The following is an 18,865-nucleotide window of genomic DNA, read 5'->3' as shown; positions in this document are numbered from 1 at the left end:
CAGGTTTCCTTCAAACATGCCTTTCTTGGCACGGGCTCGCCCCAGCAAGGCTTTCAGGGCTTCCACATCAGCACCGCCGTCTTCCGCCGTTTTAACGGCTTCGTAAAAATGATTCTTGATCAACCGTACCGGTGTGAGCTTCTTCAGACTCAGCATAGTGTCGCCTTCTTTGGCATTTACCACGGCCTCTTTGAAATTGATATGTGATGATGCCTCCGATGTAGCTACGAAGCGGCTGCCTACCTGCACTCCCTCTGCTCCCAGCGCAAAAGCCGCGGCCATAGCCTTTCCGGAGCCGATGCCGCCAGCTGCGATCACCGGGATCGTTACCTTTTCGCATACCGCCGGTATCAGCACCATAGTGGTGGTTTCCTCACGGCCGTTATGTCCACCAGCCTCAAACCCCTCTGCTACCACAGCATCCACACCAGCCGCCTCACTCTTTTGTGCAAACACCGAACTGGATACCACATGCACCACCTGCACACCCGCAGCTTTCAGCACTGGAGTCCAGGTTTTGGGATTGCCAGCTGACGTAAACACCACCTGCACCTTTTCCTCCAGGATAATGTCCATCAGTTTATCGATATCAGGATAGAGCAATGGCACGTTCACCCCAAACGGTTTATCGGTAGCTTGTTTACACTTCTGTATGTGTTCACGCAATACATCCGGGTACATGCTGCCCGCACCTATCAGCCCCAGTCCGCCTGCATTGCTAACGGCACTGGCTAAACGCCACCCGCTGGCCCATATCATTCCGGCCTGTACAATTGGGTATTGAATATTGAAGAGATTACAGATGCGGTTCATTGATATTTAGTTATTTTGTTATGTAGCTATATGACTATTCTTAAATGCAGCGAAGATGATATTATGTCAAAAATCAGAAGTTAATCTTCGCTGCATCTAAAAATAATAAAATAACCAAATAACAAAATCAACCCAGGTCTATTTCTGTGTTGTCACCGATGTTCAGGCTCTGGCTAAGCCCGCGGATATTGGCATCACTGCCGATAAGTGAAGATTTCAGCACCACTTCATACAGATTGCTGAAGGAGCCGATGATAGAATCTTTTACAATAGAATAATTGATAACAGTATTATCACCCACGGCTACATTGGGGCCGATAATAGAGTTTTTGATATTGCATCCCTCACCGATACTCACCGGCGGGATAATGATCGTATTCTCAAATGGCAGCACAGGATTGCTGGCCAGCTTATATTTCTTCAGCAGGATGGCATTGGTTTCAAGCAGTGTGTCTTTACGGCCGCAGTCAAACCAGTTGCTTACCTTGAATGCATTGAATTGCACGCCATGCTGCTCTATCATGCACTCCAGCGCATCGGTGAGCTGAAACTCATCGTGCGATTTTACCTGGTTATCAATATTGGTTTGCAGGCACTGATATAGCTGCTCGCTTTCCTTAATCTTGTAAAGCCCCACCAGTGCAAGATTGGACTTAGGTATCTGCGGTTTCTCCACCACCCGGATGATCTTTCCGTTTTCATCTACTTCTGCCACACCGAAGTTACGCGGATCATCCACTTTCTTCAGGCCCAGCACCGAGTAGGGGGAAGCAATTACTTCCTTGAAATCGCATTCACAGATAGTATCTCCCAGCACGATCAAAATCTCTTCGCCTGCCACCACATCACGGGTAAGCGCAATGGCATGGCCGGTTCCTTCACGACTATTCTGCTGTACAAAATGACAGGTCAGCTGTGGATACTTTTTTTCAACATAATGCTGAATCTTTTCACCCAGATAACCTACCACAAATACAAATTCCTTAATGCCAGCCTCAACCAGCTGATCCACGATGATACTGAGTATCGTGCGGCCTGCCAGAGGTATCAATGCTTTAGGTTGTGTATATGTATGTGGCCGTAGTTTAGTGCCTGCGCCGGCCACGGGTATAATTGCCTTCATTTAATTGTAGTTAGGAATGTGCATCCGAATGCCGCGAAAATAGCACAATTTTAAGTTTAAATCGAATTAATGGACGGAATTGCAATTGATACTTCTTTACTTTATTTTTGCACCAAATTTTTAGGTATCATGCAAAGAGACCAGCAAATATTTGATATAATCCGTCAGGAACTGGAGCGTCAACGCCACGGCATCGAATTGATCGCATCCGAAAACTTCACCAGCCTCCAGGTAATGCAGGCTATGGGCAATGTGATGACAAACAAATACGCAGAAGGGTATCCCGGCAAAAGATACTATGCAGGCTGCGAAATAGTTGATCAGAGCGAACAATTGGCTATTGACAGGGCTAAACAAATATTTGGTGCAGAATATGCCAACGTGCAGCCTCACTCCGGCGCACAGGCCAATGCTGCCGTAATGCTGGCCATCCTGCAACCCGGCGATAAAATCCTCGGCCTCGATCTCAGCATGGGCGGTCACCTTACCCATGGCTCCGCAGTAAACTACTCCGGAAAGCTCTACCAGCCACACTTCTACGGCGTTAACAGAGAAACCGGCCTCGTAGAATACGATAAAATGGAGGAAATAGCTAACCGCGAGAAACCAAAACTGATCGTATGCGGCGCCTCTGCTTACAGCCGCGACTGGGACTACAAACGCATCCGCGCTATTGCAGACCAGGTTGGCGCCTTTGTACTGGCCGACATCGCTCACCCCGCAGGTCTCATCGCCAAAGGATTGCTGAACTCTCCATTTGAACACTGCCACTTCGTAACTACTACCACGCATAAAACACTGCGCGGCCCCCGCGGTGGTATGATCCTCATGGGTAAAGACTTCGAAAATCCTTTCGGCCTCAAAACCCCGAAAGGCGAAACCCGCATGATGAGCTCCGTAATTGATACTTCTGTATTCCCTGGCATCCAGGGCGGTCCCCTCGAACACGTAATCGCTGCCAAAGCAATATCCTTCTTCGAAATCCTCACCGACGAATACGATGCCTACGCCAAACAGATCCTGAAAAATGCACAGTCTATGGCGAAACACTTCGTCGATAAAGGCTACCAGATCATCAGCGGCGGTACAGACAACCACCTCATGCTGATCGACCTCCGCAACAAAAATATTTCCGGCAAAAAAGCAGAACAGACCCTCGTTAAAGCCGATATCACCATCAACAAAAACATGGTGCCCTTCGACGACAAATCTGCTTTCATCACTTCCGGTATCCGCATTGGCGTTCCTGCTATCACCACCCGTGGCCTCAACGAAAACCATATGGGCCAGATCGTTGACTGGATCGACCAGGTGCTGATGGATGCAGACAACGAAGCACTCATCACCAAAATCAGGGGAGAAGTGAACGGCTTTATGCAGCAGTTCCCATTATACCCTGAACTGTAATGAGGATAGTTCCCTGATGATATATTGTTAGATTATTTTTTTATTAAGATAGAGAAGCTGCCCTACCGGCAGCTTCTCTTTTATACCTGCGGTAACGCATATATGAACATGAGGTTGTCGTGGCTCTTCTGGCGGATATGAAAAGTACCATCCATCCTATCTATAAATTCCCGGCAAGTAACCAACAAAAGTTTATCATCCTGTAGCAGATCCGGTGCCCGCAATACCGACTGTGGAGTCACAACAGGAAAACCTTCCACGATTACCCGTACCGTACCGGCCTCCTGTTGAGCCGTGATAGTAACAGTACCCTCATCTCTTATATGCAACAGCATTTCCTGCAATAGATTGTTGTTTACAAACTGCAACATTTCATGATTGGCCGCCACCGTAACCGCAATAGGCACGCTGAGAATTACCTGCACCTTCTTTTCATCAGCATCATACTGAATATATTGTATGGCGGTAGTCATCGTTCTTTTTATGTTGATGATTGCCGGGATATATACATAGCCTGAAAATTGCGACCTGATCCAGCGTAATATACCATCAAAGCTGTCGAGCGTTCTTTTGGAAGCCAGTTCAACACGACCGATGCTTCCCAGCATCCGGCTGCGATCATGCCTGCTCTTTTTCCAGGACGCCGCAATGTGGAGAATATCATTCAACGGAGAGCGAAAGTCATGCGCTATCAACAGCAGCAACCGGGTTTTGAATTCATCATTAAGCTGTAATCGTTTATTCTTATCTGTTATATCGGTATTAAGTACTACCAGTCTGCGGGCATAATTACGCATCGAAAAGTAAGACCAGGTATAGATGGCTGCAAAAACAATGAGCAACACAAGTATCACACCTATAAATATCAGTAGCAGCCGATGGCCTTCACGCTGTAACCCGCTCTCTATAATAGCCTGCCGCTGTAAATGATTCCGGATATACAATTCATTACGCTGTTGCTCTTTCAGAAAATAACTGAGGTAATCCACCACCGGCAATTTACCCACACCTGCCTGTGCAGATACTGTCAACGTTCTGATAGCATTACCGTAAATGCCAACCCGCCGCCAGTTTCCAGCCGCCAGATAATGCCGGTATAGCATACCCACATAAGTATCCATCTCATTATAATCGCCACCTTTCTTTGCCAATGCAAAAGCCTTCTCTGCATACGCAATGCTGTCAACAACATACCCCATGCGGGGCAGTTTTCTCGCGAAACAATAATATATCGACAATTCAATCTCTGGAAGATCTCTTCTGTGGGCCTCCTCTGCCAGTATATTCAGGTCTTTCTCCGTTTCAGCAAAAGACTGCGTCTTAATCTGCTTTAAAATATCAAATAACTTCACATAATACCATTCCTGCGTATACGGCGCCTTTGCGGTAAGCCCGCGCAGCCGCTCTAACGCCCATTTTACAGAGTCTCGCCGCGAAGTATTATTCCAGTTGTAGATAAGATAATTGCACAGATCAATATCGAGATCGCTGCGCTCAGGAAACCGGTCACTTAACCGCATCGACTCATGCCCATAATAATCAGCCATCTTTAGGTTGCCATCGTTCTTATAAGCCAGTGCCAGGTTGCCCAGGTCAATTGCCATCCCCGACGAATCTTTCAGTGCCTCATCAAGTTTCAGCGCCTCATAATTATAGATGATAGCCAGTTTATAGTTTCGTCTTACATTATGATAATTGGCAAAATTCGTATAGGCATAAGATTGACCTTCCTTATGATGCCTGCGCACTGATATTTCCAGGGCTTTCATAGCATACAGCAGGCAACTGTCGAGGTTACTGCGATGATAATAGAAGGAGATGTTATTAAGTATGATAGCATAACGGTTGCTGTCTTTTACAATCAGCAGGCTGTCCTTCCATTTCCGGATCTTATTCTCCTGTGCATTCACCTGCAAACTGCTGCCGGTAATCCACAACAGGACACAATAACGTATCACTACTTTATATGGAAGTCTTACTAAGTGTTGTCGCATGGTGTCCTTTTTTAATGGATGATAACCTCGCCGGCGGCAACGTATAAGATAATACAGCGCCTCCCTGCTGGCGATTGCCGCCATGCAGCCGCCCCTTCATTTTATCCATGAAATCTTTACAGATAATCAGCGCAAGACCAGCCCCTCTGTTTTCTCCCTTACCGGATTTACTCCTGCTGAATTCAAACAGGCAGGGTAATATATCAGCAGAAATACCAGGGCCTTCGTCAGCTACAGACAACATGAAGTCATCATCCTGCATCCCGGCAGTAATGATAATCGTTCCGCCTGACGGTGAGAATTTAATGGCATTGTGAATGAAATTGCGATGTATGAATTGCAGCATTTCATGATCCGCAAATACCGTAACAGAAGAAGGAATATCTACCTCCACCTGCAACTTTTTTTCATGGATGAAGCTTTCAAAATACTGCAACGTTTCTGTGATCATGATAGCAGGTGTACAAGGTTGCGGATCATAGCTAAAGCCGGAGAGCTGCGAATTAATCCACGTCAGGATATTATCGAATGTTTTGAGTGTATTACCGGTTGTAGACTCCACCTCCTGCATCCATTCAGCAGCCTCCTCAGTTGTCAGCATTTCTTCCTTGAGAAAAGTTGTTATGTTGATAATATTACTGAGCGGCGATCTGAAGTCGTGCGCAATCATAGACACTAGTTTGTTTTTGAAATCATCATGTCGTTGCAGGGTAATATTCTTTTCAGAAACCTCTTCATTTTTTACGGCCAGCAGCAGTGCATACCGTTGGTTCTTTTTATAGGATCGATAGAAATATATTCCCAACAGAGCCGTCAGCAGTATTATAATTACCAGGGCAACAATAAGATGCAGACGGTTGCTGTTTTCCAGTTGACTGCGTTGTAAAATAGCCTGCTGGGTATCATGACTAAGTTGCAGCGCATTAATATTATGCTGTTGAGTATAATAGGAGATATAATCCATCTCGCCATTGGATTTAACTGCATCATTTCTGTTGAATATATCCAGTAAGAGGCTGCTGTAACGGGCCGCAGTTGAAGGCTGTCCCTGTTTCATGTACCAGTCATAAAGTTGGATGGCATATGGCAGCATGAGTTCGCGGTAGCCGCCGGCTATTGCCAGATCAACCATTTGCGTGAGATAGTGAACAGAACGGCCTTTCTCCGGAACGTGGAGCGCCAGCAGACGGTACGCCTCCATAGCAGGATACCTGTAAGCACCCGCAGCAGCCTGGTTAATGACAGACGTCAGTTTATTCTCCCCTGCTGTTGCTGGCAATGATACCTGTGCCTCCAGGAGATCCAGCTGTAACAGGCTGGCAGTATCGCGGTAGCGGCTAAATATATTACGGGCTGTACGTATGGCCCAGGTGGCAGAGTCCTTTTTTTCAGCATCGTTGATGTTCACCATAGCATAGGAGGCTAACGTAATAGCATACACGGAATCATTCCACAACCCACGTGCCGTATATACGGCCTTGTCTATGTATTGAGCCGCCAGCACCGATTGCTTGGATTGCTGATAATAAACAGCCAGGCAAGCGTTAATCAGGCAGATCCCGGCATTATCATGTATCTCCTGAAAGGCTTTCAGTGCATCAAGATAATAACGCGCAGCCAGGTAATAATTGCTCCTGAGACTGTAATACCGGCCTAATGTGAGCCAGGCAACGGCTTTGCCACGCGTATATCCCAACATGGTGGCCGCCTGCTGGGCCTTGTTTACATAAACAAAAGAAGAATCCAGCTGCCGGTACAGGTAAGCAGTAGCAGTATGGTTCAACTTATCAACATAGCACAGACTGTCAGCCGGGTTGCGCTGCGCCTGCAATAAGCCAACACCCCACCACAACCATATCGCCATGGGAATACAATACCTTGTTGATCTACGGCAAAGCATCAATAATAACCTCATACGAATCTTTTATATCCGATCCTGTGATATGTGTCCTTTAGTATTTAGTTACGCAAAAAGGTTTTTCTTGTTAATGAGGCATTATAGAGTAAAACAGCTGTCAGGGTTAAGTATATACGCATCCGGGACCGTTGGAGTTTTCATGCCCGAAGAAAAGTTTGGCCGTTTGAAAAAAACAGCTACCTTTACAGTGTACTAGTTAAGTAGTACACTAAAACACACCTTATGATTAACATCCAATCCCTGAAATTCAGCTATCGGAAAAACAAGCCCCTCTTTGATGGCCTGAACCTTCAGTTGCATGCCGGCCACATCTATGGCTTACTGGGGAAGAACGGCGCCGGGAAGTCGACACTCCTGAAACAAATCTCCGGCCTGCTGTTTCCCGATGGCGGCTCCTGCGAGATAATGGGCTATCCCTCCTATAAAAGGCTGCCGGCCGTTCTCCGTGAGATATTCCTGGTACCGGAAGAATTCTACCTGCCAAAGGTGACTGTAAGCAAATATGTATCGCTCTATTCTCCCTTTTACCCATCCTTCGATGAGCAGGCATTCTATTCCTACCTCAAGGAATTCGACATCCCACAGGGGCAGCAGCTTACCAGCATGTCGTACGGACAAAAGAAAAAAGTGCTCATCAGCTTTGCACTCGCCACCAACACCAAAGTACTGATCATGGACGAGCCCACCAACGGCCTCGATATTCCGTCCAAGAGCCAGTTTCGCAAAGTGATAGCCGCAGCGGTAAGCGAAGAAAAATGCATCGTGATCTCCACGCACCAGGTGAGAGACCTCGACAATCTCATCGACAGCATCGTAATCATCGATGATCACAAAATCATCTTCAACCAGGAAGTAGGCACAGTAACGGATAAACTGAGTTTCAGACAGCTCAGCCAGCTGGACGACCGCCAGCATATCCTGTACTCCGATAGTTCTCTCCGCGGCCACGCTGTCGTAATGAAAAACATACACAACGAACAGAGCAAAATAGACATGGAACTACTGTTCAACGCCGTACTCTCCAACCGCCAACCTATTCAGGAACTTTTTAACTGACCCGTATGCAAGCCAATAATATATTTGATCCCCAGAGATTTGGATTTTATCTCAGGAAGCACCTCAGCGAATCCATCCGGTTTTATCTGCTCAGCACACTCGCTATCACAGCGTTACTGGCCTTTGTCCCCGCAACTATGCAGATCAAGGGCAACGAGGGAGGATCGCTCAATCAACTTGTCCCCTTTTACTATATCGGTCTTTTTGTAGTTGGACTGATGTTTACCGCCAGATCCTTCAGTGAACTGGGACATAAAGAAAAAGGAGTAGACTTCTTGATGCTACCGGCGTCACAGTTTGAGAAATACCTCACAGCACTGTTGATCACTTCCGTAGGCTTCCTGGCAGTCTATCACGTATGCGCTTATACGGCATTCTGGTTGGTGGATACCCTCCGTTACTCATTACATGGTACCCATATCATTAAGGACTGGAGCTTCTTCTCAACAAAAGACGGGCATATCTATTTGTATTATGCGTTCATATTCCAACACGCTATGTTCCTGCTGGGAGCCACTTTTTTCCACAAGTACGGCTATATAAAAACCACGCTGGCAATACCGGTTGTATTTATCCTTCTGGCGCTTATCAATGTACTGTTTGCCAACATCCTGTTTGGCAGCCATTTGTGGAATCACGGCGCGGCAGTGCCTTTCGTGTTGGTAAACGTCAACAACCAGCTGCAGGGAGGTACGGTATACCTTATCCCTGAAAGCATGCAGCACGTCTATATTTTCGCCGCCAAATACCTGCTGGCTCCCATCATATGGGTACTTGCCTACTTCCGTTTAAAGGATAAGGAAATTTAAAACTTGATGAGATGGAATTTAAAGAATCACAAGCCATATATCTGCAGATTGCAGACTACATATGCGACCAGGTGCTATTGCACAATTGGAAAGCGGAAGAACGCATTCCCTCTGTGCGGGAGCTGGCGGTCCAGCTGGAAGTAAATCCCAACACGGTGATGCGCACCTGTGAGTTGCTACAGCAACAGGAGATCATCTACAATAAAAGAGGGATCGGCTACTTCATCAGCCCTGATGCAACAAAGAAGATCAAGCTGTTCCGCAAGGATGCTTTCATCAGCAACGAACTGCCCCGCTTCTTCCGCAACATCTACCTGCTCGACATCGAGCTGGATGAGTTGAAACCCCATTTTGAAAAATATAAAAAATCAAACTTCAGATAACATGAAAACAGGTAATAAATTATTATTGGGCTTCGCTGGTCTGCTCGTGTTATTGATGCTGTTCACCAATATCGTACTGCGCGCCAACTTTAGCAAAGGCATCACCAATACACAGAACCATAGAGACAACGCACAACAGATGCAAACCCTGGAAGTGTCTGCGTTTAAGGCACTGGTACTGGTCGATGATCACCTGCTGGAAAGCAGCAGCGCCATCAGCGACGGCGCCACCACCTGGGTAGAGGTCCACAAGGACAATAAATTCACCCTGTCGCGCCTGGCCAACGCAAAGGTGGCCACCCGCCAGAACGGTGACACCCTCTTCGTCAACATCAATAGCAACGGGCAGCTCTCCATCGGATGCCCCTCGCTCGAAAGCATCCGTAGTGAATACTGCAACCTGAACCTGCATGATATTACATCGCCCTCCCTACGCATAGACATGAGCCCTGCTACAGAAGCAAATATCGATGATATTAAAGTGGGCTCATTCACCTACAAGGGCGGTGCACTCAACAAGATTTATATAGATGGAGGAAGCAAAATTGATTCATTGCACCTGCAGCTTGGCAAAAGCGGAACGCTGAACTGGCAAGCACCCTATAAATACGGCGAAATGTCATTGGATAGCCTTCGTGAAATATGGATCGCTCCGGAAGTTATGTCGAAAGTTAAACTCATAAAATAGTTAGAAGTACGTTTTTACAAAACCATTGTACGTTCTCCAATAGAATCACTATAAGTATAATAAAATAGGTCCTGATGTCTATCAGGACCTATTTTATTATACTTACATTCTGCGTTAATTAATCAGCGCAGAATAACGCTATTCACACAGTAACAAGTAATTATAGGCAATATTCTTCACTTGAATAGAAAAAGAACAATGGCCTACTTAGCATGAAAATCAATCTTTGTCTTCCATCTCTCTATTATTGTCTACTTTAAACTTGGCATTATCTCTCAAGGAATTCTAGGTCAAAAAAATACTTATCAGAATCCTTGGATTCTAAGTAAATATTTATCTCTCCCTGATTTAATAATAGAAAAGATAATGTTGATTTATCTTTATGAATTATAGAGCTAATAAGTCGTCTTTCTTTTCCATCTTCTGTTTTGTGATTATAGACTAAATAACAAGCATTAATTGCAATATTTTCCATCCGCTTCTTACCACTCAAAGCATCAAGCATCCTAATTTCCAAAGCTCCCCCTTGCTCAACCTCCTCGGTATAATTCACAGGGCTTATTTCGATATTTTCTGTATTCACCTTTATACATTCTCCAGTCTCTTTCAGATCACTAGGCACTTCTCTTTTCTGTTTAAAAAGAATTCTTTTGAAACGCTCAAGCATAATTTATTTTTTATAATGTTCAACCTTAATCTCCTTCCCCAAAGTATCATAAAAATGCCAATCATTAGATTTTATACCGTTAGTATAGTGTTCTATAACGGATAGTTTACCATTGTTGTGGTAAACTCGAAATTCGCCATTCTTCTCATCTCCCACAAAGTTGCCCTCTGAAGCCAGCGCACCATTATCAAAATAAGTTGACCATTTACCTACTTTTTTGCCGTTCTGAAAATAACTTTCTGCTTGAAGTTGCCCATTCTCCCAATAATATCGCAGCATCTTTCTTGACGTATCTGATTTAGATATATAAATCTCATAGCTGTTATCTCGTATTGTATCACCTGTACTCGAGATAATATTCACTTTTTTGTAATCATCAATTTTGCCCCTCTGTGTTTTCAGAGGATTACACGCACATAAAAATAAAATTAATAGTAAATATCTCGTTATAGATATTCCATGTAATTCACTCAACATATATATAATTTCTATTTAATTGGAACTATTGAAAAATCAGTTATTCTTCCCTTACTACTACCATTGTATAATATCAAATATGTATATTTTTTCACCTCTGTATTGGGCGGTGAATCTGGATATTTATTAAAGCGTGTAAGTTGCCGTTTATTCAAGTCCAATCCATTACTTACTAAGGAGGGTAATTGATCCGCTGTAATATAGCCACCTTGAATACCGCTTCTTTTACCCACTGATGAATTTAGCATTCTGGCTATATCTTTATATCCTTGCTTAAAAGCAGCCTCAATGATAAACTTATCAGTTTCCCCTACGTATTGATCCACTATAGTTTGAGTAACACTTCCTATAAATGGAATTTCTAAATCAGCATTAGAACCTTGAGTTGTATTTTGTGCCATCTTTAACAAATCATTCGCTGTGATTGCGAAATCTAAAAGGCTGGCCAATTTATTAATTAAAAACGCTTTTAAAAGTACCGCATCTGTAGCTCTGGTATTATGGCCAAAAGGAATCATTAAGTTATATTTAAGAACATGTTCAGATCGATCCTTTACCAAGGTAACCATCTCGCCGTAAGGGACTTCAGGAGTTGTTTGATTATCTGTTGCTATAGAAGAGCCATTTTTATTTTGAATTTTCTTTTTCTGTTTATCCTGAAAACCAGAACGCAATTGATAAAACATGTCAATTGCATCTTCTCCTGTATACCTTGTTCCTCCAACTACATCCTCTACAGCCATGCCGTCTGGGTCAATAAATTTTAATGGATTATTATATGCGTAATTATATGGAGTTTGCCTTCTGTTTAATTCAAGTAATGGATCTATTACATGCCATCTCCCAATCTGCGCATCATACATCCTCGCTCCATAATCATACCACTCCAACCCACTACCATCTCCAAACTCTTTATTCTGCAACTCTTTCCCATTATACTTGAAACGGTTCTCCGGATACTTCCTCCCCATAAACGCATTATAACTAATCCCCGCCATCGTCAGCCCAAACGGATAATAATGCGTCTCCTCTATCACGGTTCCGGTTGCCTGGGTTATGATCACATTATCAAAGAACACATCCTGCGGGGTTTCGTTGCTGGCATAAACGTAAAGGAAGCCGCTCTTTTTGATAGGCATCTTATCTACAGCCAGTGTTTGCAGCTGATCTGGTTCTCCTTTTACCTGTCTGACGCCGCTGTTTTCCTCTACTAATTTAAACTGATCGTCGAACAAAGCAAAATTCAGATAGGCTTTTGGCTTATCTGGTTGATTCTGATTAGGATCTTTCTCTTTCAACTTCCTGTAGTCATTATTATAGAAGTTGGTATTAAATGGAGTCTGGTTATTCACACTGCCGGCGCCATGATCTCCCGCTGCGGTATTATTGCCTCCAAAAGCCTGTAGCAGATCGGCTACCATATTCTCCGCGGTGGTTTCTGAAGGTTGCTTGTCTTTTGGCCCCTGCGATTTATAAAATGCTTTGGCGCCGATCTGGATGGTATCTCCGGCCATTACCCGCAACACCAGGGAAGGGCCTATCTTCTTACCACCTTCTTTCGCGCTCAGTTTAGCAACGGCTTCATTCTTTGCAGTGCTGTTATCATCGGGATAGCCAACAGGCTTGGGAGCACGGGTAGCGTCTATATTGCTGAATAATGCATTTTCCTTTGCCGCAGCAGGAGCTTCCATCGTAGCGGCATAGGTAGAGGTTTCATTTTTCTCCGTTAGTACCATACGCACGTTACCCAGGTGATCTTTCACGAAGTAATCATAAACATATTCAGGGGCTACTCCGGTTTTATATATCAGCCGTACGCGGCCTTCTTCATGCCCCAGGAATTGTAGGGTGTCATTCTGATACACCATACCGCCGGCATAGGTAGTAATAGTGGTTTTAGCAGGTGTAACCGTATTATCAGTTACCGTCTTCTGCAATTTGTTACCGGTAGCATCATACAGGTAGTCAATGGTTCCTTTATCGGAAATAATCTTTGCAGGAAGATTAAGGTGATTATACGCAATCGTTCTGATTGATTTATTCAAATCCCTATTCAGATTCCCATTCCTGTCATAATCATAATCATTGCCACTGGTGTTCCCATCTTTGAAGTCGCCTAATGGTGCTGTAAAGAAACTATTATCGGTTACGGCCTGCAACTGATTACTATTAGGCTTGTAATTATAAGTCAGTCTGTCCATAGGGGTGGCGGCAGTACCATTCATACCATCCTGCGACATCCAGGTAATATTACCGTTCGCATCATAGGAGAGCCCGTTCACATTGAAGTTCATCTCTGCGTTTGACCATTGGCCGGTGGAGCTGCGCTGGGAAAAATCCCCTTTCGCAAGACGGTTAGCTTTATCATAGGCATAACCATAGGCACGCTGCGTTTTATCATTCCAGCCTTTCCAGCGGATACCGGCGATATTACCATTGAATGCATTCTCCCTAAACCCATAATCGTAATTCAGTTCCTGGCCGAAGTGAGAAATATTGTTTCCGTTGTTCAGGTAATCCTTACTGATACTTTTGAGCCAGCCGCGAATATTATACTCATATGATAACTGCTCAATAGCCGTACCACCAGGCTGTACGCCCAGTGTTTTGGTTTTCAGCTGTCCCAGTTCATCGTAATCATTGGCGGCAATCGTTCTCTCCAGGGCAATGTTATCGTTAATCCGCTTCCTTACACTGGTGAGTCTTCCGGCTGCATCATAATTCATAACAGTCAATACTGCATTCCAGGGGGCTAACCCGCTCCGCGGATTACTATGACGCAGGTAAGTACTGAGCACCTTCCCGCTAAAATCATACATCGTAGTCAATGTGTCTTTACCACCTGTAGCATTATTACCGATCACCTGTATAGGGCGGCCTTTATCATTATAATAAGTAGTGGCGGTGAGCCATTGGTCTGTTCCCAATACTCTTACTTTGGTACCGGTGACCATCCCCATCGTCAGGTTGCTGGTAGCTGTCAATGGCTCAGCATAAGGGTTGTCTCCAGCCTGCGGCGCATTGAAGACATTAGACGCCGCTGCATGTACGCCATCATAATTATACCCGTCATAAAAAGTATACGTCAAAGGTGTAAGACTTTGTTGTGGAATGCCAGGAGGTGGATTGGAAACAGGTATATTAACTGTTCCTCCCAACAATGCAGGGTCAATGAAGGCATCTCTGTCATTAGCTCCGGTATCAAAGCCATCTACCATATCAACAGTATTTGTAGCCACATAGGTGCTGCGGTCATCTACTGCAACTACAAGATCTCTGATACCAGGATACTGATAAGATGTGCTGCCATCAGATAGTGCACTGTTCATAGCCGATTGCAGTGTTTCCCTGGAGGCATCTGAATTATACAAGGCTGTTTCTACTGGTCTGTTCAGGTTATCATAAAAAGTCACCAGCCAGTTACTCCCATATGGAGGCCGCATATTGCCATCGCGGGTGAATACGAGCCTGTCGCGTACGTCATACACCATCTCCACAGAATCAGCGTCAGGCACCTTTTTCATGATCATGCGATTACGCCCGTCATAACGATACTGAAAACACAGGCCGTAAGCCACATTCGTAACATCCCAGGTACTAGTGATTTTCTCCACCGCCAGGGGAGGAATAACAAATCGTAAGTTATTCAGATCGTCATAGATATAGTAAGTACATAACCATCCCATATGTGCGGTACCTGGCTGGTCACCGAACTGCACTTTTTTAAGGATCATGTGCCCCTCCTTATCGGTAAACTCCACTATCTGATTTCCTGCTTCATCGGTAGTGATATTTTTGTAAAGCTGCGCGGGATCATATGTTCCAGGAGAGACAACTGAATTACCGGAAACATTCCACGATCTAACCGAATCCTCCCGTGTATTAACCAGGTATTGCCTTTTTACAGGGCGGTTACCATACGACTTTGCCCAGCTATTGCCTGGGGCATACGTACTTAATACTCTGTTAAGCGGAGATGCTTCATAATCGGTCTGACTGTAATAATAGCCTTCCCCACCAATACCAGGATTGAGCGTAGTGTCCTGGTAAAAGTTTCTCTGGGTATTAAAGGGATCTGTCTTGAATTTTCCATCCCCCGCCGGATGTACATAAGGCAGGTATTTATATTGTTCCCTTCCAAATTCATCGTAAATGATCGGCACAACCATGTCATTACCGTTTGTGCTGATCCCTTTACTCACCGTTTGTAACGGACGTCCCAGGCCATCAAAGTATTGAGTGGTCTGTTTCACATCCCTGACATTCGCGGCACCGTTTACTGCATTGGGATCACTGGTAGGCATGGAAGGCTCCCAGCTGCGGATATAGTTAATGGTAGGTGCTGTGTATCCCGTAGGAGCAGCTGGTGCTGCTACGGGCACGCGGGGGGCGATAATGGGCGTGTTCTGTGTGAATCCGGCTTTAGACCCAAGCACTAGTAATAACAAGCCAATATATTTCTTATAGGAATAAGAAGTCTTCATGATTAATTAATTCGGGTAATAATGAATGAAATTATTGGCCAACTCCTATCTGGTACTGGTAATCCAATTTCTTCAGCACTTTGCCATCCTGATCCTTTACCAAAACAAGCCGTCCCTGCAGATCATAGATATAATAACTGATCTGATTCTTTTCATCACATCCGGCAGACAATCCGATTAAAGGATTATAGGTAAATGTCTGCATACTGGCATCTGCAGGGTAAAATCTCAATTCATCTATCAAACCGGTTCCGGATATTCTAACCTCTGATACCCCTGATATTTTATGCTCATAACAAGTCCAGCCATTATAGCTTCGGCCTTTCACCGGGTAGCCGTTCTGAGTTCCTGCGATGCCAAATGGCGTTGCATTCTTCGTCCAGTAAGAAACAACATAAGTCTTTGCAGTATTACAACTTCTGCTGATTACACCACCCTGAATATTATAACATTTACTACCTGTTGGCGAACTTTCATCAGCTAATGGAGCACCAGCGAAAGACCAGTTTCCTGCATTTTCCGCTTCAAAACTTGTATAGGCAATATCATCATAGCCAGCATTATCTACTTTAGCAACAGGCAGCGCTTTATTGTAGTTCCAGATAAAAGCTTCTTTTTGCTTCCCGTTTTTGAAGTTTTGTTCCAGCACGTTATACTTTTCATCGTATCGTATTCCATTCACTTCTGTTTTATACAAATTACTCTTAACAAGCTGGCCATTAATGATGTCAGAGCCTGCAAATTGTAAGGTCGGTACATTTATATCCAGGTACTGTACAGAATCCACATAAGGGAATTGTGAATTAAAATACCGGAATACACCTTGCGTTACCAAAGAGTCCTGGCTCCCGTTCTTCTTTACAAGGCGATATATTTCCACAGGATCATTGCTGATATTCTTTCTGGCAAGTGTCGTGATACCTTTTCCGCTTGCATCAGTAATACTGGCTGTGTCATAATCCAGCGGATACTTATACTTAGTGATATTAACTCCGGCAGATGTGCTGGCCTCAATCCTGACAGGATTATAATGACGGGAATTGTTATAAAAGTATCTGGTAGTTGTAACAAGAGAATCATTAATACTATTATCAGGGAACATTACTTTCTCTTCTTTCAACAACCAGGATTTACCTGTATTAAAATAATATGGTAATATTGAAAAGTTGATTTCATACGTTCCATCCGTTGGACTATTCGTAGGTATATGCCCTCCAGGTCCAACTCTGATGATACTAGTGATTCCGATTGAAGACCCCATCACGCTGCTCTGCTCATCAATATCTTCATTGAAGTATTCTTTATTCTCTTTTGCCTGAATGATAAAGTTATTATCATTAAATTTTGCAGTGGCAGATGTTTTGAGCTGGCCATTTTTCCAGTCACGGTAAATAAATGGTGTAAAGGGGTACTGATCAAATCCTTTGGCAAAAGGAGAATTACTAAAATAGTATCTGGTATAACCATTCTTTCCGATCGCGTCATCCATTACCTGTACATTGTTATAAGCAGTTGCACCTCCCTGAAAAACACCCAGCGGAAGAACGCTTCCCGCTGTTTGAGTAATATTATCGCATAAAGCCCAGGGTGTCAATGAAGATTCATCACGATACGTCAGATATTTTGTTTGATATTCATATTTCGGAGGATTCACAGGCATACCACTTGAAAACTGAGGCCGGTCAAAGCTATTGTAAGAATAACTTTTGGAAGCAATGACCCTCCCTGTGATGGTATCCTGGTAGCTTGTTATGTTTTTAATCCTCAGTCCCCCTACTTGTTGATTATAAATAGTATCAACTTCCGAGGCCGTGTACCACGAGAAAGTGAGGTAATAAGGGTCCGTATTATCTGAATTCGTTTTAATCTCTACAGTATAAGTTCCCGGTGGAACATTTAGCTGCGCTTCGCCTTCTGTTTTGGATTTACCAGTATAATTTCTGGTATCTCCTGTAGGATTCGTCAATCGTACATATTCATCCCCTGATACAGCCGGCGCATTCCATCTGGCAAGTATTCTGTATGCTCCGGATGGAATAATGAAGGTTCCGGTGACCGTCTCCCCGGGAAGGGATAAAATTCTCCTTGTCACACCTGGCTGTACGACTCTGACCTTACCTTCAACTTTACAATCATTCTGCTCATACATAAATGTTGTCTTCCCTCCGGTCGGATAGATGATTCCGTTTAATACCCCCACTTGGCTGAAGACAGGACCAACGTCTCTGTTAGCCCCCTCTGTAAAACCCGATTCAGGATTCTTAGGCAATAATGTACTATTGTCATCTCTTCCGTTATAGTAACCCCAATGATCCTGACCGAAGGAAAGACGATGAGGCATACGGGTGCTCTCGTTATAGCGGAATTTATAGGGTGGTAACCCTTCTTCCTGGATACCCGTTAATTTTAATCTATAATCATCAGCCGAAGGATTGATAGTATTTCCTGTAGAGAAGTAATCATAAGACAACATATATCTCTTCAACAATTGATTGCCGTAATACACTTCAACCCCTTTTAGTGCATTATCCCCGGAAAGATCTTTCCTTCCAGCGGCATCATATGCAAAGCGAATTAGATGCCCTCGCGTCGAAGATATTTCTGTGACCCGGCAATAGTTCATCTGAACAGCGCTCAGACCTTTGCAGGGCGGCGCTGCATAACATGCTCCATCCGGAGAGGGAAGTGCAGCTCTCCTTTCTGTCCACTGGTTTGAATAATTGCCATAGGCCACATCATATTTATAATTTACAGTATCATTATTCCTTGTTACAATCTTACTCAGATAATAGCTATAGGAGTATGACGGCAACGAGTAGTATTGAAACCAATATTTAAACACGGGATGGGAAGGACTAACCCCTCCACACCCGTCAGAAATACCGGGAACTGTCTCCGTTTTGGATATATTTGAATAAATATATTGGTTCCCATTGTCATCCGTCAGTGTAAATGCTGAGGCTTCATTTGTTTCTCGTTTAAAGCCCACTTTTATATTCTTCTTAGGCATTAAAAAAGCTTGCCCCTTCTGATTAAAGTAAAACTT

Annotated in this window: 13 protein-coding genes; 5 read left to right on the top strand and 8 right to left on the bottom strand. The window is 44.1% G+C overall.

Annotated elements, in window-relative coordinates:
- Window positions 1-813 (bottom strand): NAD(P)H-dependent flavin oxidoreductase (locus VM802_RS24560; RefSeq protein ID WP_325535627.1); only part of this gene is annotated, 813 nt, incomplete at its 3' end.
- 127 nt (window positions 814-940) lie between these two features.
- A complete protein-coding gene (locus tag VM802_RS24555; RefSeq protein WP_325535625.1) occupies window positions 941-1,936 on the bottom strand; it encodes a sugar phosphate nucleotidyltransferase in 996 nt (331 codons plus the stop codon).
- 129 nt (window positions 1,937-2,065) lie between these two features.
- Between VM802_RS24555 and glyA the strand changes: the two genes are divergently transcribed.
- Entirely contained in the window at window positions 2,066-3,343 is a 1,278-nt protein-coding gene (gene glyA / locus VM802_RS24550; RefSeq protein WP_325535623.1) for a serine hydroxymethyltransferase, read from the top strand.
- 80 nt (window positions 3,344-3,423) lie between these two features.
- Here glyA and VM802_RS24545 read toward each other — a convergent pair whose 3' ends face one another.
- Together VM802_RS24545 and VM802_RS24540 are read right to left on the bottom strand one after the other, a co-directional pair.
- Window positions 3,424-5,337, bottom strand: a complete 1,914-nt coding sequence (locus tag VM802_RS24545) for a sensor histidine kinase (RefSeq protein WP_325535621.1) — start codon at window positions 5,335-5,337, stop codon at window positions 3,424-3,426.
- Window positions 5,306-7,201, bottom strand: coding sequence for a sensor histidine kinase (locus VM802_RS24540; RefSeq protein ID WP_325535619.1), 1,896 nt, complete (start codon window positions 7,199-7,201; stop codon window positions 5,306-5,308). The genes VM802_RS24545 and VM802_RS24540 overlap by 32 nt, the downstream gene beginning before the upstream one ends.
- A gap of 276 nt (window positions 7,202-7,477) precedes the next feature.
- Between VM802_RS24540 and VM802_RS24535 the strand changes: the two genes are divergently transcribed.
- Genes VM802_RS24535 through VM802_RS24520 form a run of 4 tightly spaced genes read left to right on the top strand, consistent with a single transcriptional unit; the run spans window position 7,478 to window position 10,191 of the window.
- Window positions 7,478-8,311, top strand: coding sequence for an ABC transporter ATP-binding protein (locus VM802_RS24535; protein ID WP_325535617.1), 834 nt, complete (start codon window positions 7,478-7,480; stop codon window positions 8,309-8,311).
- 5 nt (window positions 8,312-8,316) lie between these two features.
- Window positions 8,317-9,120, top strand: coding sequence for a hypothetical protein (locus tag VM802_RS24530; RefSeq protein ID WP_325535615.1), 804 nt, complete (start codon window positions 8,317-8,319; stop codon window positions 9,118-9,120).
- Between the two features lie 11 nt (window positions 9,121-9,131).
- Window positions 9,132-9,503: a GntR family transcriptional regulator gene (locus VM802_RS24525; RefSeq protein WP_325535613.1), complete on the top strand. Its 372-nt coding sequence runs from the start codon at window positions 9,132-9,134 to the stop codon at window positions 9,501-9,503.
- Window position 9,504: 1 nt separating this feature from the next.
- Window positions 9,505-10,191, top strand: coding sequence for a hypothetical protein (locus VM802_RS24520; protein WP_325535611.1), 687 nt, complete (start codon window positions 9,505-9,507; stop codon window positions 10,189-10,191).
- 268 nt (window positions 10,192-10,459) lie between these two features.
- On the opposite strand, the gene VM802_RS24515 is transcribed toward VM802_RS24520, so the two are convergent.
- The 4 genes from VM802_RS24515 to VM802_RS24500 are packed head-to-tail and all read right to left on the bottom strand — an operon-like array spanning window position 10,460 to window position 18,829.
- Complete coding sequence (locus VM802_RS24515; protein WP_325535609.1) at window positions 10,460-10,858, bottom strand: hypothetical protein; 399 nt, start codon at window positions 10,856-10,858, stop codon at window positions 10,460-10,462.
- A gap of 3 nt (window positions 10,859-10,861) precedes the next feature.
- Window positions 10,862-11,335, bottom strand: coding sequence for a toxin-antitoxin system YwqK family antitoxin (locus tag VM802_RS24510; protein ID WP_325535607.1), 474 nt, complete (start codon window positions 11,333-11,335; stop codon window positions 10,862-10,864).
- 11 nt (window positions 11,336-11,346) lie between these two features.
- A complete protein-coding gene (locus VM802_RS24505) occupies window positions 11,347-15,819 on the bottom strand; it encodes a DUF6443 domain-containing protein (RefSeq protein WP_325535605.1) in 4,473 nt (1,490 codons plus the stop codon).
- 31 nt (window positions 15,820-15,850) lie between these two features.
- Window positions 15,851-18,829: a hypothetical protein gene (locus VM802_RS24500; RefSeq protein WP_325535603.1), complete on the bottom strand. Its 2,979-nt coding sequence runs from the start codon at window positions 18,827-18,829 to the stop codon at window positions 15,851-15,853.
- Window positions 18,830-18,865: the final 36 nt, after the last annotated feature.

It is taken from the genome of Chitinophaga sp., assembly GCF_035538455.1.
In the GTDB taxonomy this organism is placed as follows: domain Bacteria; phylum Bacteroidota; class Bacteroidia; order Chitinophagales; family Chitinophagaceae; genus Chitinophaga.
Note: the sequence above shows the minus strand (reverse complement) of the source record. Positions and strands in the feature narration are given on the sequence as shown.